An 18502-nucleotide genomic window follows, 5' to 3' on the forward strand; every position below is an offset into this window, starting at 1 on the left:
TAGCTCAGACTGCCTGGCTGAGCGGAAACAGCAGATCGATAAAGCATTCGGCGGTGGGTTGGGGCTCGTGGTTGGCCAGGCCGGGGCGCTCGTTGGCCTCGATGATGACGTAGTCCGGCTGGTCCGCCGCGGGCACCAGCAGGTCCATGCCGACCACCGGGATCTCCAGCGCCCGTGCGGCCTGGATCGCCGCCTCGGCCAGGTCAGGGTGCAGCTCTGAGGTGACATCCACCAGTACGCCGCCGGTATGCAGATTGGCGGTGCGCCGTACCTGCAGAACCTGGTTGGCCGGCAGCACCGAGTCGAAGTCGTAGCCGGCCTCCTCGACGGTGCGGCGGGTTTCCTCGTCCAGCGGTATGCGGCTTTCGCCATGGGTGCTGGCCTGCCGTCGGCGGCTCTGCTTCTCGATCAGCTGCCGTACGGTCTTGCGTCCATCGCCGCAGATCTGCGCCGGCTGGCGGATGGCCGCTGCCACGACCTGATAGTTGATCACCACCACCCTCAGGTCCTGGCCTGGGTGATAGCTTTCCAGCAGCACCTGGCTGTCGTATTGCCGCGCCTCGGCGATGGCCCGTTCCAGGCTGTCGGCATCACGCAGATTGACCGCAACGCCATTGCCCTGCTCGCCGTTGTCCGGCTTGACGACCAAAGCGCCGTGTTCGGCGAGGAAGGCAGCGTTATCTTCCGGGGTACCCGCCAGCCGCCAGTGGGGCGTGTTCAGGCCATGGCGCTGCAGCAGCCGGTGGGTCAGCTGCTTCTGCTGGCACAGGGTCATGCTCACGGCACTGGTCAGATCGCTCAGGGATTCGCGGCAGCGGATGCTGCGCCCGCCCTGGGTCAGGGTGAAGAGGCCGGCCTCGGCGTCATTGATGGTGACCTCGATGCCCTTGCGCCGGGCCGCGCGGGTGATGATGCGGGCATAGGGATTGAGCCCCTTGTCCTGCTCGGGCCCGAGGAACAGCGCCTGGTTGATGCTGTTCTTGCGCTTGATGGTGAAGGTGCGCAGCTGGCGGAAGCCGAGCTTGCGATACAGCGTCTTGGCCTGGCGATTGTCGTGCAGTACCGACAGGTCGAGGTAACTGCTGCCGCGGCTCATGAAGTACTCCACCAGATGGCGTACCAGCATCTCGCCCACGCCGAACCGCTGGGTCTGGCCGTCTGCGGCCAGGCACCAGAGGCTGGAGCCCTTGTCCGGATCATCGTAGGCGCGGGCATGGTTGAGCCCCATCACGGTGCCTATGACCTGACCGCTGTCGGCATCCTCGGCCAGCCAGAACTCCGGCCCGCCGGCCTCCCGGGGTGTCAGCCGCTGGGGATTGACCTGCACCATGCCGGCGGCCAGATACAGGTTGTTGATTGCCTGCCAGTCCTCCTCGCACTGCGGACGGCGGATATGAAAGCCGCGCATGGGGTCGTGGGCCGGCCGGTAGTCGGTGAACCACAGGCGCATGGTGTCCGATGGGTCGAGAAACAGCTGCTGCGGGGCGAAGGACAGCACTACATGGGGGTCGGCCACGTAGAGGGCGATGTCGCGCTCGCCGGGGGTTTCCTGCAGCAGACTGTCGGCCAGCCGCTGCGGGTCGCGGAAGGTGTGGCCGATCAGCAGCCGCCCCCAGCCGCAGTCGAGGGTGACCTCGGTCAGGCTGTCCTGCGGCTGCTGGCCCTGCTGGGCATGGCTGGCCTGCAGACGTTCCCAGGTGGGGGTCTGGCCGCGGCGCAGGCGTTGCTGATCGGGGGGAAGAATTCGGCTCATCAGGGGGTGACTCCGTGGGTATCCAGCCAGAGTTCGAGAACGGCCAGCTGCCACAGTCGCGAGCCCCGCAGCGGCGTGATATGGGCGGCGGGGTCCTGCAGCAGCCGATCGACATAGTCGGGATTGAACAGGCCGCGGGCCCGGGCATTGCTGCCGGTGAGGCTGTCGCGCACCCATTCCAGGGTCTGGCCCTGCAGGTACTTGAGGCCGGGGACCGGGAAGTAGCCCTTGGGCCGGTCGATGACCTCCGCCGGCAGCATGCTGCGCGCAGCCTGCTTGAGTACGTACTTGCCCTGTTCCGGCAGCTTGAAGCGCCCGGGAATCCGCGCCGCCAGTTCCACCAGCTCGTGGTCGAGGAAGGGCACCCGTGCCTCCAGACCCCAGGCCATGGTCATGTTGTCCACGCGCTTGACCGGGTCCTCCACCAGCATCACGGTGGCGTCGAGGCGCAGGGCCTTGTCCAGCCCGGCCTCTGCACCGGGGCGGGCGAAGTGCTCGCGGATGAACTCGCCGGCGTAATCCTCGCGTACCCAGGCCGGCTGCACCATGCTCCGGTAGGTATCGAAATCCTGATCCATGAAGGCCTGCTGGTAGGCGGCCAGCGGGTCGCTGGCCTCGGCTACGGTCGGATACCAGTGGTAGCCGGCGAAGATCTCGTCCGCGCCCTGGCCGCTCTGCACCACCTTGCAATGGCGGGACACCTCCCGGGACAGCAGATAGAAGGCGATGCAGTCATGGCTGACCATGGGCTCGCTCATGGCGGCCAGCGCATCGGGCAGGTGGCGCAGGATGTCCTGCTCGGGGATCATCAGCTGGTGATGATCGGTACCGTACTGACGGGCGATCAGGTCGGAATAGGGGAATTCGTTGCCGGCCTCGCCACCGACATCGGCAAAGCCGATGGTGAAAGTTTTGAGATTGCGTGCGCCGGCCTCGTCCAGCAGGGCCACCAGCAGGCTGGAATCCACCCCGCCGGAGAGCAGGACGCCAACGTCCACCGCTGCCAGGTTGCGTCGCTTGACGGCATTGCGCAGGGCATCCAGCACCGACTCCTGCCAGTGCGAAAGGGGCAGATCCTGCTCGCCCTCGGCCGGGCCGTAGTCCAGCGTCCACCAGCGTTGCAGCTGGCGCTCGCCATTGGCTTCCACGCGCATCCAGTGCCCGGGGGGCAGCTTGGTCACGCCGTTGATCAGGGTCTGGGGCGCCGGCACCACCGAGTGGAAGGACAGGTACTGGTTCAGCGCCGCCGGGTTGAGCGAGGTATCCAGATCTCCACCCCGCAGCAGCGCCGGCAGGCTCGAGGCAAAGCGCAGGCGCTGGGGCGTGTGGGACAGATACAGGGGCTTGATGCCCAGCCGGTCCCGGGCCAGGAACAGACGGCGGCTGTCCCGTTCCCAGATCGCCAGGGCGAACATGCCGTTCAGGCGTTCGAGCATCTGCTCGCCCCAGGCATGGTAGGCCTTGAGTATCACCTCGGTATCGCCATCGGAGAAGAACTGATAGCCGAGGATTTCCAGCTCGCCGCGCAGCGCGGGGTAGTTGTAGATGGCCCCGTTGAACACCAGGGTCAGCCCCAGCTGATTGTCGAACATGGGCTGACCCGAGGCCTCGGCCAGGTCCATGATCTTCAGGCGGCGGTGGGCCAGGGCCACCGGCCCGCTGGCCCAGAGCCCTGCGGCGTCAGGGCCGCGGTTGACCATCTGTCCGCTGATGCGGCTCAGGGCCTCCAGATCGGCCAGTTGTCCATCGAAGCGCAATTCCCCTGCCAGTCCACACATCTACTTCTCCCTCGGGCGCCTGCGCGCCTGTTTCCAAACGATTGATTTCACATCTAAGGTTGCAGCAGGCTGCATGGGCACCCTGCTATCTTCCTTGGACGGCAGCATGGCTGTTTGGTTTAGGGATTTTTGCGTTTCGCTCGATTGAAGGTTCTTTCTGCTGTAACGAAACGCTGGTGCAAGGGCACGGGGTTCAGCCGGCGCGCTGGCAACAGGCGCTGATCTGCTCTGTTTGTGGCAGAATGCCTGGCATTCAGCTGGTTTGCGGGAGCACTACATTCATGATGCACGACCTGTATCTGGCCTTGCGGCGTCTGCAGCGAGCCACCGAGATTCACGCCAAGCGGCTCGGGCGCCACAGCGGCCTGACGCCCATTCAGCTGCTGATTCTGCACAGTATTCAGGCGACCGGCGAGGGCACCCTGGGTACCCTGGCCAAACAGGTCAGCGTGTCCCAGGCGACCCTGAGTACCATCATCGACCGCCTGGAAAGTCGCGATCTGCTCAAGCGGGTGCGCAGCCAGAGCGACAAACGCAAGGTGCATCTGACCCTGACCGAAAAGGGCGAAGCGGTGATACAGGCCGAACCGGCGTTGCTGCCCAGCGCCTTTCTCGAGCGTTTCGGCCAGCTTGCCGATTGGGAGCAGTTGATGTTGCTGGCCAGTCTGCAGCGGGTAGCCGGGCTGTTCGAGGAGGGCCAGCAAACCTCCCATGTACTGATGGATGATGAGCCGCTGGTGTAGCGGACGCGTTATCTGTTTGTGGGAATGGAAAATGGCGGGCAGGCTGAGGCACTCAACTACCAGCTGTCAAAGGGGATTTCGTGAGTGTCGAGATAGCGCTGGGCATGTTCGCTGGGAGGTCGATAATATAATCCGCCGGACGTCCCCTCATAAGGCCCTTCAGGATGAATGGTGCCGACAAAACGACCGATTTCGATAGGTTCAAGACAGGCGCCTGTCAGCCAGGCCTTGGCGATACCACCTGGAGCCAGGCCCACGGTGACGGTGCGACGATAGAGGGTATGGTATTGGCCATCCAGGCGGCAGAAGGCGGAATGCGAGGTAACCAGCTCCTGGCGTGCCCATTCGGGTATATCGATTCGCACACGATAGGTCTGCGGTTCGGCCAGGGATTGCCAGCGTACGAAGACGATTTCGGGCAGGTCGATCCCGGTCATCGGGCGGGTGGCTCCGACACCTGGTCTGGCTGGCCAGCCTCTCGGGTCGCCACGGTTGTCGGGAGGATTCTGGATGGATGAAACGCCGCCATGTACCCGGTAATAACCGATCCCCCGCTGATCCAGTACATCCACGCTCTCCACCCAGACTTCCATATAGTTGGGAGCCAGCAAGCCTATTTGCCAGGTGCGGTAGGGCAGGTCCGGTGGTGGCGGGCGCAGCGGGTCTTGAACGGGTTGGCCGGTGCAGCCGGCCAGGAAAATCAGCAGACTGAAAGCCAGCAGTAACGCCTTCATACCGGATAGCCTCGTTGTGGCTGGTCTTCATACACCGCACGTTGGTTCTGGCTGCGCGGTTTGTTCAGCATAAAGCCGTAGGTCGATGTCCAGTTGGCCGAGCTGTGGATATAGCGGCCATGCAGAAAGCGCTTTTCCGTTGTACTCAATACTGCACTTTGTCCAGCCATGGCTGAGCTGATGACTTTATCGGCGATGGGCTTTAAATCAGAAGGAATTGAAAAGCGCTCATCCCGCTCGCTGAGTACATCAAGGGGTGCCCCATTCTGGATTGCCTTGGCATGCATTACCCGCAATGCAACCCGTGACAGCTCACCCCGCACCGTCCTCTTCAGCCCCAGGGCCAACAGCATGTCCTTGGCCTGTCGGTATCCATGGTCGCTCGCTGGACTCAGGCCAATATTTTCAGGAATGAGTTCACCCTGACCAGGCAAGCCCCTGGCGAGCAGCTCCTGTTTTTCTGCCTCCCGGGCGCGCCATGCCCGTGACTGCTCCAGTCTGGCTTGGTCAATGCTGTCCATCGAATAGTAGGCCGCACGACACAGGCGTGGACGGCCGATCAGTAGACGCTCGTGCACCACGGTCGGATAGCCGCCCCCGAGGTTGGAATGCACGCCGGGCAGTGCCAGCTCCTCATGGCTGGTATGTACCCGATTGAGGCTGAAGTTGTGCCGGTGCTCATCGGCAGCAGTCAGGTGCACCACCTTCCTGGCGCAGCCGGGCGGCAGATGCAGATTGACGCCGGGGTTGCGACTGCCGCTCACGCTGAGATTGGCGCGCAGGGGATCGGCAATGGCGGCGACGGTATCGAACAGGCCGATAAAGTTGATGCTGGCATGGGTTGACCAGTCGAAACCGGGAGCCAGTGCCGGCAGGGTGTGGTTCAACCGATCGGCCAGTACACCGCCGGTGGGCTTGAGCACTTCATTGGCAAAGTGCCTGGCAGCGGCGGCACCCCGGCTGAAGCCGAAGATATCGAATTCGATTTTCTCTATCAGCAGTTGAGGGTTGTTGCTCGTCAGTTCCTGTAATTTTTCCATTATCAAGACGGGGCTTTCGCTGACCCTGGCAACCACACCTGTTCCGCCTTTCCCTGTCCCCATGCTCCAGGCCGAATCCTCACTGCCGCCCGTGGTACCTATTCCATCGACATAGACCTTCAAGCTTGCTGTCTTGTCAGTCTCTTCCACCACCCCATCAGCCTGGTCCTCATACAGGTCGTACAACAACGCCACATTGCTCAACGCGTTGCCATAGCTGCCGTTGGGTATCTGGTCATACAACCCATCGTCATTGGTATCCCGGTAGCCATAGGTCTCGCAGAACTGGCGGATATGCTTCAGGGTCTGCTCGTCGAACTCCTGCAGGTCCTGGCGACGGCATTCTTCTGTCAGGGCGGCGTTGCCCAGGTTATTGCCGGTGCCATCGAAGAACATGCCCAGGCGCAGGGTGATGCGCTGTTGTACCGGCAACGCCCGTTCCTCTTCCTCTTCTTCCTCCTCAAGGGAATGGGGCAGGTCGTCACCCGGCATATCCTGGCGGAACTGCATGGCAGGAGGGGCATCGGAGGCAGATGCTCGCAGGCTGGAGGCGCCTGCTGTGGCGTTGGTTAGAGCTACCGCGGCGAGGCTGGTTGCCCGGCCGGCCCCGGCCCCCATGGAACCCTCGCTGCCGATAAAAACACTCCCCTCTGCCAACAGGCTGTTCGAGCCGGGAGGACAGCCGCAGGCGACGTAATCGCCGGCGCGCGCCGCAGGGCCGGCAGGCAAGGTGACCGTTCGGGGGCCAACGGCGACAATGGGACCGATGCCTTTCTTGCATTTCGGGCAGGTAGCCTGGTGGCCGACCGAACTGGCCACAAGGCCATTGAACAGGACGCCCTGGTTGCCATCGATCACAGTCCCGCCGGTGCTCGTCCTTGAGCCAATGCCTATGGTGTTCATTACTGTTCTTCTGCAATCCGGTTTCGATTGGGCTGGTAACGATCCCAGTCAGGCAGCAAGGGGGCAAAGTGTTTGTTGCCAGCTTGAGAGATGGGTCACAGCGCACTGCCATTTCTGCTCGCTACGGCTCCGATCAGCAGTGGCACGCCGTCCCCACAGCTATTTTTTGTCTGGTCTGCTTGTCTGGATTCTCCCGGCGACATAGCATGTTCGAAATATCAAACGCGGCCGTGGCAAATGCGTGACGCCACCGCACAGCAGGAGGATCCCATGGAACTGCAAGCCCCCGAACTGTTCCGCCAGCAGGCCTTTATAGACGGTATCTGGTGCGAGGCCGACCAGGGCCGGAGAACCGATATCTTCAACCCCGCCAACGGCGAGAAGCTGGGCAGCGTGCCTGACATGGGAGCGGAGGAAACCCGTCGCGCCATCGAGGCGGCTCAGGCTGCACAACCGGCCTGGCGCAAACGTACCGCCAAGGAGCGCGCTGCCATACTGCGCCGCTGGTTCGAGCTGATCATGCGCCATCAGGAGGATCTGGCGAAAATCATGACTGCCGAGCAGGGCAAGCCGCTGGCCGAAGCACGGGGGGAGATCGCCTACGCGGCCTCCTTCATCGAATGGTTCGCCGAGGAAGCCAAACGGGTCTACGGCGATATCATCCCGGGGCATCAGGGTGACAAGCGCATCCTGGTGCAGAAGGAACCTGTCGGTGTGACTGCCGCCATCACCCCCTGGAATTTCCCCGCGGCGATGATCACCCGCAAGGCCGGTCCGGCACTGGCCGCCGGCTGCGCCATGGTGCTCAAGCCTGCGCCGCAGACGCCGTTCTCCGCGCTGGCGCTGGCCCATCTGGCCGAGCAGGCGGGTCTGCCCGCCGGGCTGCTGAGCGTGATCACGGCGGATGTGGACAGCTCCCGGGAGGTCGGCGCCGAGCTGTGTGCCAATCCGGTGGTGCGCAAGCTGTCCTTCACCGGCTCCACCGCGGTGGGCGTCAAGCTGATGGAGCAGTGTGCGCCGAGCATCAAGAAGCTGTCCCTGGAGCTGGGCGGCAACGCACCCTTCATCGTCTTCGAGGATGCCGATCTGGATGCGGCGGTGGAGGGAGCGATGATCTCCAAGTACCGCAACGCCGGGCAGACCTGCGTCTGCGCCAACCGCATCTATGTGCAGGATGCCGTCTACGACGCCTTCGCCGAGAAGCTGGCGGCGGCTGTGCGTCATCTGGAGGTTGGGGACGGCATGCGCGAGGGCGTGACCACAGGACCGCTGATCAATGCCGAGGCGGTGCAGAAGGTCGAGCGGCACATCAGCGATGCGGTCGCCGGCGGCGCCACCCTGCTGGCCGGCGGCAAGCCCCACGCCCTGGGCGGCCTGTTCTTCGAGCCGACCATACTCACCGATGTGAACGCCAGCATGCTGGTGGCACGGGAGGAAACCTTCGGCCCGGTCGCGCCGCTGTTCCGCTTCACCGACGAGGCGGACGTGATCCGTCAGGCCAACGATACCGAGTATGGCCTGGCCGCCTACTTCTACGCCCGGGATCTGGGGCGGGTGTTCCGTGTCGCCGAGGCGCTGGAGTACGGCATGGTCGGCATCAACACCGGGCTGATCTCCACCGAGGTGGCGCCCTTCGGCGGCATGAAGTCCTCCGGGCTGGGCCGCGAAGGCTCCAGATACGGCATCGAAGAGTATCTGGAAATCAAATATCTGTGTCTGGGCGGCATCTGACCGCTGAACGCAAGGAGTATTGCCATGACCGAGAACAACGCCTCCATGATGTTGCGCCGGGAGCGGGCGGTGCCCAGGGGTGTCGGGCAGATCCATCCGGTCTTCATCAAGCGGGCCGACAATGCGGTGATCTGTGATGTGGAGGGCAACCTGTTCATCGACTTTGCCGGTGGCATCGCGGTGCTCAATACCGGGCACCGGCATCCGAAGGTGATCGAAGCGGTCAAGCGTCAGCTGGATCTGTACACCCATACCTGCTTCCAGGTGGTGGCGTACGAACCCTATGTGGCCCTGTGCGAGAAGATCAACAGTCTGGTGCCGGGGGACTTTCCGAAGAAGACCCTGCTGGTGACCACCGGCTCCGAGGCGGTGGAGAACGCGGTGAAGATCGCCCGCGCCGCCACCGGACGGGCGGGGGTGATCGCCTTTGCCGGCGGATACCACGGCCGCACCATGATGACCCTGGCCATGACCGGCAAGGTCATGCCCTATTCCTCGGGCATGGGACTGATGCCCGGCAACGTGTTCCGCGCCCGCTTCCCCGATGCCCTGCACGGGGTCAGCGAGGATGACGCCATCGCCAGCATCGAGCAGATCTTCAAGACCGACGCCGAACCCAGGGATATCGCCGCCCTGGTGGTCGAGCCGGTGCAGGGCGAGGGTGGCTTCCGCGTCGCCTCGCCGCAATTCATGCAGCGCCTGCGGGCACTCTGTGATCTGCACGGTATCCTGCTGATCGCCGACGAGGTGCAGACCGGCGCCGGTCGTACCGGTACCTTCTTCGCCATGGAGCAGATGGGCGTTATTGCCGACCTGACCACCTTCGCCAAGTCGGTGGCCGGCGGCTTCCCGCTGGCCGGGGTATGCGGCCGGGCCGAGGTCATGGACGCCATCGCCCCCGGCGGGCTGGGCGGTACCTACGCCGGCAACCCGGTGTCCTGTGCCGCGGCACTGGCGGTGCTGGAGGTCTTCGAGGAAGAGAACCTGCTGACCCGGGCGCGCACCCTGGGGGATATGCTGATGGAGCGACTGCAGAATCTGGCAGAGAAGGATGCGCGCATCGCCGAGGTACGGGGTCTGGGCGCCATGGTCGCCTTCGAACTCTTCACCGCGGCTGGCCATCCCGACCCCGAGCTGGCCAGCCGGCTGGTGATCAGCGCTCGGGAGCGCGGTCTGTTGCTGCTGTCCTGCGGCCAGTATGCCAACGTCATCCGCATCCTGGTGCCCCTGACCGCCTCCGATGTCGAGGTGGACGAGGGCATGAAGATCATCGAGGCCTGTCTGGCGGGGCTGTAACACTCTGCGGGTCGAGCGGGGCCACGCTCCGCTCGCGCCGCCCTCTGCCTCAGAAGGTGGACAGGCCGCTGGCCTCCATCACCCGGTACAGGCCGTAACGCAACTGGCTGTGGTCGGCAAAGGCCTCGTAGTCCAGGCTGTAGGACACCCCCTCGGCGTTGCTCCACAGGCGTTCGAACTCTTCCCGGGCCTGAGCCATGGGGTGATAGTCCCGGTGGGCGTGCAGCTGCACATCGGTTTCCAGATTCAGATCATCCAGATTGCGCCGGGTGAAGTTGGCCGAGCCGCTGATCAGCTCGCTGCTGCCGTCGGCGCGGTCCAGCCTCAGCCATTTGCGATGGCACTGTTCACCACTGGTATTGCACCAGCGCACCGGGATGCCGGCGCGGTGCAGGTCCCAGGCGGCCTGGCGGTTGGGGATGCCGTTCTTCTCCCGACCGAAGGCGTCGCGGTTGGGGTCCAGCAGCACGCGCAGTTCCACACCCCGCTGCCGTGCGCTGATCAGCGCCTTGAGCAGCGGGCGGTGCGACAGATAGAACACCTCCAGATCCAGCCGGTCGCCGGGCCGGGCGTCATTGACCGTCTCCAGCAGTGCCCGCTTGATGGCGCCCTCGGTGAGGATGCGCAGGCGCGGGCCGGTGACCGGCTCCTCGGCCGGTGGTGTTGGCCAGTGACGCGTGTCCAGAGAGGCCATGCGGGTAACCGCCTGTTCGCTGTACAGCAGGTCCAGCGCTGCCGGGCCGTCGAAACGCAGCGCCTGGTTGCTGTGCCGGCTGCTGGCGTCGTGGGGATTGCCCGAGGTCACCAGCGCGGTCCAGCCGTCGCCGGCATCGGCAATCAGGGTCTTGCGGTGATTGGCGCGGAAGTTGATCAGGTGCAGATAGCTGCGCAGGGTAACCTTGCCCGGTCCCACCGGGTTGGGCAGCCAGCCGCCCTCGGTGCTGTTGCCGAGGAACTGGCAGCACAGCGCCCATAGCCCGGTCCACAGCGGATTGGACGCCGGCAGGCGCTCCAGGGGCGTTGTCACTACCGTGATACCTGCCGCCTGCAGGGCATCCAGATGCGGGTTGCGCACCCCGCCATAGAGGGTGTTGAACGGGTCGGTAATCAGCACTACTTCGAGATCCGGGTGATTCTCGCGGGCGCGGATCAGCGCGCCAGCCAGCTCGGACGACAGGGGCCGGTAGCCGTGCTGCCCGGCGAACTCGTTGAACAGGAACATGTCCAGGACCACCAGCCTGCGGGCCTGGTCGATGATCTCCAGCACCTGATCGAAGATCTGCTGTCGGCTCAGACGCTCCCCCGATGCCGTCTGCCAGGTCTGATCGGAGAGCCATTGCAGGTTCTGTGCAGGTCGCCAGGGCAGGCTCAGGGACAGTTGATCGGGCAGGGCACGACCGGCCTGATACAGGGCCATACCGAACCAGGCAAGCAACAGCAGCGTAACCAGGCTATTGATACGGCGGAGAATGTCCATACTTCTGCCCCGTCAGATGGTGGAGCCTGCATGCTACCCTTGATGCCGGATGCTTGTCTGCAGGGGGACCTTGGCCGATGCGCAGAGTGGCGGGCCTGATCACGCTGGCGGTGCTGATATTGCTGTTGCTGACGCTGCTGGCCGGGCAGTGGTTGCAGCGCAGCCTGCATGGCGCCGGCGTGCAGCAGCTGGACTGGGAACACTGGCGCTGGGCCGAGGGCAGCCTGCAGATTGGCGGACTCAGCGGCGTGCACGCCGGTGAGCAGGGCCGGCTCGGCTTTCGGGTCGAGGGGCTGGTGCTGCGACCGATATGGGACGGCCGCCCGCGTCTGCAGCAGGTACGGGCAGAGCTGGTACAGCTGGTGTGGCAGCCCGCCGCGCAGCTGCCGGCCAGCGCGCCGGATGAGGCCTGGAGCCTGCCGGCGCTGGAGGACCTGGCCGCGCCCCTGGGCTGGCTGCCAGGGGAGTTGCAGGTAGATCGGCTGCTGGTGCAGCTGCCCTGTGATGAGGCCTTCTGCGATCTGCAGGGCAGTCTTCAGCTGCGCAGCCAGCCACAGCCGCTGGCGCTGGATGTCCGCCTGGACCTGCTCCAGCAGGAGCAGTGGCTGCAGGGCCGGATGCAGTTGCAGCAACAGCAGGACAGCTATCTGACCCGGGCTGAGCTGAAGGTGCCCGAACCCCTGCCTCTGCCCGGCATCGGGCTGCTCAGCGGGGCGATGACGCTGGACCTGGAGAACCGGGGAGCGCTATGGATACTGAACGAGGGGCAGGCCCAATGGCGCCTGGAGCAGCCCTTCTCCGATGACCTGACGGCCGTGCCCGAGGACTGGCGTCCCCGGGTCCTGTCACTGGAAATCACCCCTGATCCCGGCAGTATTGCCGACTGGCAGCAGCGCCTTGAGCTGGCGGTCCGGGCGCGGCTTGAGGGGGGCATCGAAGGCGGTCTGGAGGGGCGTCTGCTGTTGGCCCGCGCCGCCGCCGGCTGGGAGGCGGAACTGGATGGGGCGCTGCTGCAGCTGGCCGCTGACCGCCTGCGGCTGCCAGACCTCGAAGTCCGCGGTCTGGCGCTGGACTGGCCGCTGCAGGGGCGCTTTGCCGAAGGGCAGCTGACCCTGACCCTCGGTGAACAGGCCAGCCTGGCTGCCAGCAAAGTGACGCTGGCGGCCGCGGAACTCGCGGTGACCGGCCTCGACGCCCGGATGGGTGGAGCCCGTCTGGCCGTGCCGCTGGAACACCCCGACCAGCTCGTACTGCACAGTGCGCTGCAGCTGGGCATGCAGCAGTTGCAGCATCCGGCGCTGACTCCCCAGGGCTGGACGCTGAATGGCGAGCTGCAGCACTCTTCCGGTGTACTGGGGTTGAGCGGGCGGCTTGCCGGTCAGGGCGGCCTGAGCGCGGATCTGAGCCTGGACTGGCCCGCGCAGGCCGACTGGCGTCTGCAGCTGACCCTGGGTGAGATGTTCCTGCGGGCGGCCAACCCGCTGGCGGCGACCTTTGCCGATTGGCCGGAACTGCTGAGCTTTTCCAGCGGCCGGCTCAGCGGGCAGCTGCAGGCCCGTGGCAGGGATGGTCTGGACCAGCTGAGCGGTCGACTGCAGCTGAGCGGAGGCCAGGGTATCTATGATCGCGCCAGTTTCTCCGGGCTGTCGGTCCCCCTGGAGCTGGGTCTGCGCAATGACCGCCTGCAGCTGGCTACCGAAGGCCTGGTGCTGGAGACGGTGGATCCCGGTCTGCCCCTGGGCCCCCTGCGTCTGCGCGGCAGTTACACGGCCGAGCTGGCGCATCTGGACAAGGGGTTGCTGCAGCTGGAGGCGGCCAGTATCGGCGTGCTGGAGGGGCAGGTCCGACTGGAGCCGGCGCGGGTGGACCTGAGCCAGTCACGCCAGAGTCTGGTAGCCCTGGTGGAGGGCGTCGAACTGGCGCGGCTGTTCGAGGTCTATCCCGCCGAAGGCCTGAGCGGTCGCGGCACACTGGACGGGCGCTTCCCGGTCAGCCTGGTGGATGGCAAACTGCTGGTCGACGGCGGGCGTCTGCAGGCCCGGGAACCGGGTGGCGTGCTGCGCTACCGTGCCGCCCAGCTGAGCGACATGGCGGCCGGCAACCCCGGGCTGGAACAGCTGGCCGCAGCGCTGGACGACTTCCGCTACCGGGTGCTGGCCAGCGATGTGTCCTATGATGAGCAGGGCAAGCTCCTGCTCGGGCTGCGTCTGGAGGGCAGCAACCCGACATTCCAGCAGGGCCGCCAGGTCAATCTGAACATACAGCTGGAAGAGGATATTCCCGCGCTGCTGACCAGTTTGCAGCTGAGCGGGCAAGTGAACGAGATCATCAGGAAACGGATCGAGCAGCGGTATCTGCAGCGCAGTCCATGACAGGAGAAGACCATGTGGCGTCTGACAATCATAGCGGTGGCCGTGGCGGTGATCAGCGCCTGCACGCCGACAGTGCAGCTGGCCGCCCCCAGCGACCCCATCAACATCAACCTGAATGTGAAGATTCAGCACGAGATCTACATCAAGGTCGACAAGGAGCTGGACTCGCTGTTCAGCGAATCCAGTGGACTGTTCTAGGAGAGATATCATGCGTACACCCGTTCGAATATTCGGTCTGCTGCTGGCCCTGCTGCTGAGCGCTCCGGTGCTGGCAATGAACCTGAACGAGGCCATGTCAGCTTTGCCGGCGGCCAAGGCGGCAGGGCTGTTGGGGGAGCAGCCTGATGGCTATCTGGGTGTGGTCAGCCCGGGTGGCAATGCACAGGAGATTGCCCGGCAGATCAACGAGGCCCGGCGCCAGGAGTACCAGCGCCTGGCCCGGGAGAACAACATCCAGCTGCGGGATGTGGAGTCCATGGCCGGCAAGAAGGCGCTGGAGAAGACGACCTCGGGCCAGTACATCATGCTCAACGGCGTGTGGATGAAGAAGTGATCCTCAGTTGATCAACCGCAGCCGTTCGTTGGCGGTGAACTGCTCCTCCAGCAGGGCGTTCACCGCCGCCCGGCGGTCACTCTCGGCCAGCCCCGGCTGACTCAGAATGCGTTCGCGCTCCTGCTGGAAGGCCTCGACCCGCTCACGCCACTCGGCGCGGCTGCGATCCAGCTCCTCCAGCCGCTCGGTCGCCTCCGGGCCCAGCATCCCCATGCGCAACTGCCGTATCCGGCCTTCGTCGGCCCCGGCGGCGCGCAGGGCCAGGGTCTGCTCGCGCAGGTCGTTGTGGATCTGCGGCACCAGCAGCTGCTGCATCTCCTCGGGCAGATTTTCGCGCAGGGCCTCTATGGCCAGCCCCTTTTCCCTGTCGCTCAGGGACGGGTCCTGCTGGATCGTCAGGCGCTCAAGGGTGAAATTGTTGTAGATCTCCTCGCCGGCAAAGAACGCCTCGTGGGCCTCGCGGCTGAACAGGCGGGCACGCAGCTGCTGTACTGCCTGCTCGCGGGCCAGCAGGTCCTCCAGACGCTCTGCGACGGGGAAACGCGCTTCCAGATCCACCAGTTGGTACTGATAGTCCAGATAGGTTTCCAGCAGTTCCAGCGCCTGGCTGCGGGCGGGCTCGTCGAGCTGGGCGGTGAGATGATCGCGGATGCGCTGCCGGGCCTGCTGGCTGGATTCCTCACCGATCAGGCTGAGGAAATAATCGAACAGATGGCGCACCTGGCTGGTCAGCACCAGGTTGCCACGGGCATCCACCAGCAGCTCGCCGTCTACCTCAGTGCCGCGCAGACTGGTCGGCTCCTGCGCAGCCGGCGTCAGCCGGGCAGGAGCGCTCGGCGGCGGCAGCGACGGCGGTGCGCTGATCCTGCTGTCCTGTGCTGTCACGGCAGGCGCCGGGGCAGGAGTGGGCGCCTCATTGCCGGAAGACAGATACCAGCCCAGCAGCAGCGCGCTGGTCAGCAGCGGGAGATAGATGATGAGTTTCATGGGGATCCTCCCTGGATAACGAGCGGCGGACCCGGTGCCGGGCCCGCCCGCACATCACAGACCGGCATTCTTCAGACGGTTGGCCTGCTGCCGGTAGACGGTCACCGGATCGGTTTCCAGAATGCTGGTCAGACCGAAGAACTGGTTGACCTCATCCAGGTGGTTCATCCGGTAGTTGTCGCGGATCACCATGCCCAGGCGCGAGCTGCAGCGGCCGACCATGCCGTCATTGGCCTCGCCCTTGGGAAAGGTCTTTGAGGCCACTGCCATCATCAGGTCCGATGGATCCAGCAGGTTGGTTGAAGGACTGGTGCCGCTCCAGGAGTAGTAGCGCACGCCATTGACCTGATAGGCCCCCTCGCCACAGGCGGTGGTGGGCAGACCCTGGGGATACAGGGCGTTGAACCGGGCCGCGCCCTCGGAATTCAGCGACTCCAGGGAGCCCAGGGAATTCATCGGGCTGCTGATCGGGCTGCGCGAGAGGAAGTTGATCATGCGGCCCACGGCGTTCACCAGCTCGGACAGGACCTTCTCACCGGTCGAGCCCTCGGGGATCCTGCGCAGGAAGTCGGCCAGGGCCGAGCCCTTGTGCGGTGCCCCTATGCTGGTAACCGAGGCGACCAGATCCGGACGCACCGCCGCCACATAACGTATGGTCGGCCCGCCGTGGCTGTGACCGAACAGATTGACCTTGCCCTTGCCGGAGATCGCCACAATCTCCTCCACCTGCTCCAGCAACTGCTCGCCCCTGGCCTGGGAGGTATCCAGCTGACTGACCTGGGTGACGTAGACGGTGGCGCCGTCCTTGCGCAGGGCCTGGGGAATGCCGTACCAATAGTCGATGCCCAGCATGCTGTCCCAGCCGAGCATGCCGTGGCTCAGGACTATGGGGTAGCGTGTCTGGGTGTAGTTGGAGGAGCTGCTGAACCAGGAAGCCTGAGCCTGTGCGGACAATCCCGCGGCCAGCAGCAGTCCGGCTGTCATCAGCGTGAGGTGCGATTTCTTCATTCGGATCTACCTTCGGTTTCTTGTCGTTGTTATCGCTCCGACCGCAAACAGAGCCCTGTGCAGCTTACTACAGCGGTCGGCATCGCGGCGAGCGGGACCCCGGGGCCGGGAGCCGACTGATGGGGCGTCCGCTCTGGCCCGCGGCCATTCATGCAATCAATCCGACGAACGGCTCCCAGACCCTCTCCGGCGGTGGGCGAGCAAATGCGCCTGCCTTCACAAATGGAGCCAGTCGTGCCGCTTTCGGCCCAGCTATCTGGTAGTCTGCAGGCAGGATCAGGCGGCATGCAGAGAGGGGTTACCTATGTTGGTTGGAAGTTTTCTGAGTGGTTACGCTTTCTGGTTGCTGCTCGGCCTGGCATTGCTGATTTCCGAGTTCTTCGTACCCGGGGTGGTCGCGGTGTTCTTCGGCATCGGCGCCCTCGCGGTGGGATTGCTGACCCTGGCCGGGGTGATCGAGAGCCTGCCGGTACAGCTGCTGTGGTTTGCCCTGATCAGCCTGGTAGCTCTGTTTGGCCTGCGCCGGCATTGCACGCGCTGGCTCAAGGGGATGGTCGGCGGGCAGGCGCAACAGGATCTGGACAGCGCCGGGCTGCTGGATCAGCGCGTCACCGTACTGACCGATTTTGTTGACGGCGTCGGCGATGTCCTGCTCAACGGGGCCAAGTGGGATGCCGAGGCCAGCGAGCCGCTGCGTGCCGGCGATACCGCCTGGGTGACCGGCTTCAGCGGGATTGTGCTCAGGGTCAGCAGCCGGCCGGGCAGCAGCCGGGCGCAATAACAACAATCCGATTCGACTTTAAGGGGAGCAAACATGGAAACCGCAACCATCATCGCCCTGGCGTTCCTGGTGCTGATCATCATCACCATCGCCAAGACCGCACAGATTGTGCCGCAGCGCTCGGCCTACGTGGTCGAGCGGCTGGGCAAGTACGTCAAGACACTGGAGGCGGGCTTTCACCTGCTGATTCCCTTCGTCGACCGCATTGCCTATCGCCACACCATGAAGGAAGAGGCCATCGACGTGGACCGCCAGGCCTGTGTCACCAAGGACAACATCCAGGTGGTGGTCAACGGCGTGATCTACCTGCAGGTGGTGGATCCCAAGGCCGCCAGCTACGGCATTGCCGACTACCGCTATGCCGCCACCCAGCTGGCGCAGACTACCCTGCGTTCGGTGATCGGCAAGATCGATCTGGACAAGACCTTCGAGGAGCGCGAGGCGATCAACAACCATGTGGTCGATGCACTGGACGAGGCGGCCCGGCCCTGGGGTGTCAAGGTCATGCGCTACGAGATCGCCGATATCGAACTGCCGGCGACCATCCTCGACGCCCTGGAGAAGCAAATGCGCGCCGAGCGGGAGCGCCGCGCCGTGGTCGCCCAGTCCGAAGGGGAGCGGGAGGCCAAGATCAACGTCTCCGAAGGTATCAAGCAGGAGACCATCAACCTGTCGATCGCCGACAAGGAACGGCAGATCAACGAGGCTGAAGGCAAGGCGCGGCAGATCGAGCTGGTGGCCAAGGCCACGGCCGATGGTCTGCGCATGGTGGCCGAGGCGATCAACACCGCCGGCGGCAAGGATGCCGTGGCCCTGCGGGTAGCCGAGCAGTACGTGACCGAGTTCGGCAAGCTGGCCAAGACCAACAACACCATGATACTGCCGGCGGAGCTGAGCAATGTCGGGGCCGCGGTCGCGGCCATTACCAAGACCCTGGAGACGGCGAAGAGCTGAGCTGTCATCGCCCGGTAACCTGTTGCTGGCAGTCTGCAGCAACAGGTTGATCGGAACCGGGGAAAGCAGTAAGGTAAATGCCAGATCAACGGAGAACACCATGACTCACCCGACATCCATGTCACATCAGCTCAGCCCGGTTTGCACCGTGGCCGCGTCTGCGTGCATGCCGGAAGCTGGTGTTTCCGCTTATTTTTACGGGTATTGGTTTAGCCAAGGGCTGGCCTGATCCCGTCAGGCGGCCCACTCAGCACCGGCCGCCCACCGCAAGAATCAAGAAACCCCCGGTCGGCCACCCGATCGGGGGTTTTGTTTTTCAGGCCCAGAGCCAATGAGTCGAGAGGAAAGAGACATGCGCAATGACTACCAGGGTTACCGTTACTGCAGCTGGC

General features: G+C 64.6%; 15 protein-coding genes. 8 read left to right on the top strand and 7 right to left on the bottom strand.

From position 1 onward, the window contains the following. Positions 1 to 4 precede the first annotated feature (4 nt). Complete coding sequence (gene ngg, locus VF673_RS03810; RefSeq protein ID WP_440290955.1) at positions 5 to 1753, bottom strand: N-acetylglutaminylglutamine synthetase; 1749 nt, start codon at positions 1751 to 1753, stop codon at positions 5 to 7. Then, a complete protein-coding gene (locus tag VF673_RS03815; RefSeq protein WP_440290956.1) occupies positions 1753 to 3531 on the bottom strand; it encodes an N-acetylglutaminylglutamine amidotransferase in 1779 nt (592 codons plus the stop codon). Before VF673_RS03815 ends, ngg begins: the two co-directional genes overlap by 1 nt. Positions 3532 to 3812: 281 nt before the next feature. On the opposite strand from VF673_RS03815, the gene VF673_RS03820 reads away from it, so the two are divergent. Continuing rightward, positions 3813 to 4274: a MarR family winged helix-turn-helix transcriptional regulator gene (locus VF673_RS03820; RefSeq protein WP_440290957.1), complete on the top strand. Its 462-nt coding sequence runs from the start codon at positions 3813 to 3815 to the stop codon at positions 4272 to 4274. A 56-nt stretch (positions 4275 to 4330) separates the two neighbouring features. Here VF673_RS03820 and VF673_RS03825 read toward each other — a convergent pair whose 3' ends face one another. After that, positions 4331 to 5008, bottom strand: coding sequence for a DUF2931 family protein (locus VF673_RS03825; RefSeq protein ID WP_440290958.1), 678 nt, complete (start codon positions 5006 to 5008; stop codon positions 4331 to 4333). Next, positions 5005 to 6951 (bottom strand): PAAR domain-containing protein, encoded by a 1947-nt coding sequence (locus VF673_RS03830; RefSeq protein WP_440290959.1) that lies wholly within the window; start codon positions 6949 to 6951, stop codon positions 5005 to 5007. Before VF673_RS03830 ends, VF673_RS03825 begins: the two co-directional genes overlap by 4 nt. A gap of 270 nt (positions 6952 to 7221) precedes the next feature. Between VF673_RS03830 and gabD the strand changes: the two genes are divergently transcribed. Both gabD and gabT read left to right on the top strand, forming a co-directional pair. Then, positions 7222 to 8682, top strand: coding sequence for an NADP-dependent succinate-semialdehyde dehydrogenase (gabD, locus tag VF673_RS03835; RefSeq protein WP_273125126.1), 1461 nt, complete (start codon positions 7222 to 7224; stop codon positions 8680 to 8682). 24 nt (positions 8683 to 8706) lie between these two features. Beyond that, complete coding sequence (gabT, locus tag VF673_RS03840) at positions 8707 to 9978, top strand: 4-aminobutyrate--2-oxoglutarate transaminase (RefSeq protein WP_440290960.1); 1272 nt, start codon at positions 8707 to 8709, stop codon at positions 9976 to 9978. A 49-nt stretch (positions 9979 to 10027) separates the two neighbouring features. Here gabT and VF673_RS03845 read toward each other — a convergent pair whose 3' ends face one another. Next, positions 10028 to 11455, bottom strand: coding sequence for a phospholipase D-like domain-containing protein (locus VF673_RS03845; RefSeq protein WP_440290961.1), 1428 nt, complete (start codon positions 11453 to 11455; stop codon positions 10028 to 10030). Positions 11456 to 11532: 77 nt separating this feature from the next. On the opposite strand from VF673_RS03845, the gene VF673_RS03850 reads away from it, so the two are divergent. The 3 genes from VF673_RS03850 to VF673_RS03860 are packed head-to-tail and all read left to right on the top strand — an operon-like array spanning position 11533 to position 14380. Then, positions 11533 to 13827, top strand: coding sequence for an intermembrane phospholipid transport protein YdbH family protein (locus tag VF673_RS03850; RefSeq protein ID WP_440290962.1), 2295 nt, complete (start codon positions 11533 to 11535; stop codon positions 13825 to 13827). A gap of 12 nt (positions 13828 to 13839) precedes the next feature. Beyond that, positions 13840 to 14025 carry a YnbE family lipoprotein gene (locus VF673_RS03855; protein WP_090538889.1) on the top strand — a complete coding sequence of 62 codons (186 nt, stop codon included), beginning with the start codon at positions 13840 to 13842 and terminating at the stop codon, positions 14023 to 14025. A gap of 10 nt (positions 14026 to 14035) precedes the next feature. Further along, a complete protein-coding gene (locus VF673_RS03860) occupies positions 14036 to 14380 on the top strand; it encodes a YdbL family protein (RefSeq protein ID WP_440290963.1) in 345 nt (114 codons plus the stop codon). A gap of 3 nt (positions 14381 to 14383) precedes the next feature. Here VF673_RS03860 and VF673_RS03865 read toward each other — a convergent pair whose 3' ends face one another. Continuing rightward, positions 14384 to 15367 carry a lipase secretion chaperone gene (locus VF673_RS03865; RefSeq protein ID WP_440290964.1) on the bottom strand — a complete coding sequence of 328 codons (984 nt, stop codon included), beginning with the start codon at positions 15365 to 15367 and terminating at the stop codon, positions 14384 to 14386. A gap of 54 nt (positions 15368 to 15421) precedes the next feature. Beyond that, positions 15422 to 16351: a lipase family alpha/beta hydrolase gene (locus VF673_RS03870; RefSeq protein WP_440291141.1), complete on the bottom strand. Its 930-nt coding sequence runs from the start codon at positions 16349 to 16351 to the stop codon at positions 15422 to 15424. Between the two features lie 328 nt (positions 16352 to 16679). On the opposite strand from VF673_RS03870, the gene VF673_RS03875 reads away from it, so the two are divergent. Both VF673_RS03875 and VF673_RS03880 read left to right on the top strand, forming a co-directional pair. Further along, positions 16680 to 17156 carry an NfeD family protein gene (locus tag VF673_RS03875; protein ID WP_273123547.1) on the top strand — a complete coding sequence of 159 codons (477 nt, stop codon included), beginning with the start codon at positions 16680 to 16682 and terminating at the stop codon, positions 17154 to 17156. Positions 17157 to 17189: 33 nt separating this feature from the next. Beyond that, entirely contained in the window at positions 17190 to 18110 is a 921-nt protein-coding gene (locus tag VF673_RS03880) for an SPFH domain-containing protein (RefSeq protein WP_440290965.1), read from the top strand. Positions 18111 to 18502 lie beyond the last annotated feature (392 nt).

It is taken from the genome of Halopseudomonas sp. Lyrl_26, assembly GCF_051948695.1.
In the GTDB taxonomy this organism is placed as follows: domain Bacteria; phylum Pseudomonadota; class Gammaproteobacteria; order Pseudomonadales; family Pseudomonadaceae; genus Halopseudomonas; species Halopseudomonas formosensis.

Excerpts from the sequence above, each read along its gene's own strand:
- ngg (WP_440290955.1), bottom strand. The coding sequence starts at position 1,753 with ATGAGCCGAATTCTTCCCCCCGATCAGCAACGCCTGCGCCGCGGCCAG.
- VF673_RS03815 (WP_440290956.1), bottom strand. The coding sequence starts at position 3,531 with ATGTGTGGACTGGCAGGGGAATTGCGCTTCGATGGACAACTGGCCGAT.
- VF673_RS03820 (WP_440290957.1), top strand. The coding sequence starts at position 3,813 with ATGATGCACGACCTGTATCTGGCCTTGCGGCGTCTGCAGCGAGCCACC.
- VF673_RS03825 (WP_440290958.1), bottom strand. The coding sequence starts at position 5,008 with ATGAAGGCGTTACTGCTGGCTTTCAGTCTGCTGATTTTCCTGGCCGGC.
- VF673_RS03830 (WP_440290959.1), bottom strand. The coding sequence starts at position 6,951 with ATGAACACCATAGGCATTGGCTCAAGGACGAGCACCGGCGGGACTGTG.
- gabD (WP_273125126.1), top strand. The coding sequence starts at position 7,222 with ATGGAACTGCAAGCCCCCGAACTGTTCCGCCAGCAGGCCTTTATAGAC.
- gabT (WP_440290960.1), top strand. The coding sequence starts at position 8,707 with ATGACCGAGAACAACGCCTCCATGATGTTGCGCCGGGAGCGGGCGGTG.
- VF673_RS03845 (WP_440290961.1), bottom strand. The coding sequence starts at position 11,455 with ATGGACATTCTCCGCCGTATCAATAGCCTGGTTACGCTGCTGTTGCTT.
- VF673_RS03850 (WP_440290962.1), top strand. The coding sequence starts at position 11,533 with ATGCGCAGAGTGGCGGGCCTGATCACGCTGGCGGTGCTGATATTGCTG.
- VF673_RS03855 (WP_090538889.1), top strand. The coding sequence starts at position 13,840 with ATGTGGCGTCTGACAATCATAGCGGTGGCCGTGGCGGTGATCAGCGCC.
- VF673_RS03860 (WP_440290963.1), top strand. The coding sequence starts at position 14,036 with ATGCGTACACCCGTTCGAATATTCGGTCTGCTGCTGGCCCTGCTGCTG.
- VF673_RS03865 (WP_440290964.1), bottom strand. The coding sequence starts at position 15,367 with ATGAAACTCATCATCTATCTCCCGCTGCTGACCAGCGCGCTGCTGCTG.
- VF673_RS03870 (WP_440291141.1), bottom strand. The coding sequence starts at position 16,351 with ATGACAGCCGGACTGCTGCTGGCCGCGGGATTGTCCGCACAGGCTCAG.
- VF673_RS03875 (WP_273123547.1), top strand. The coding sequence starts at position 16,680 with ATGTTGGTTGGAAGTTTTCTGAGTGGTTACGCTTTCTGGTTGCTGCTC.
- VF673_RS03880 (WP_440290965.1), top strand. The coding sequence starts at position 17,190 with ATGGAAACCGCAACCATCATCGCCCTGGCGTTCCTGGTGCTGATCATC.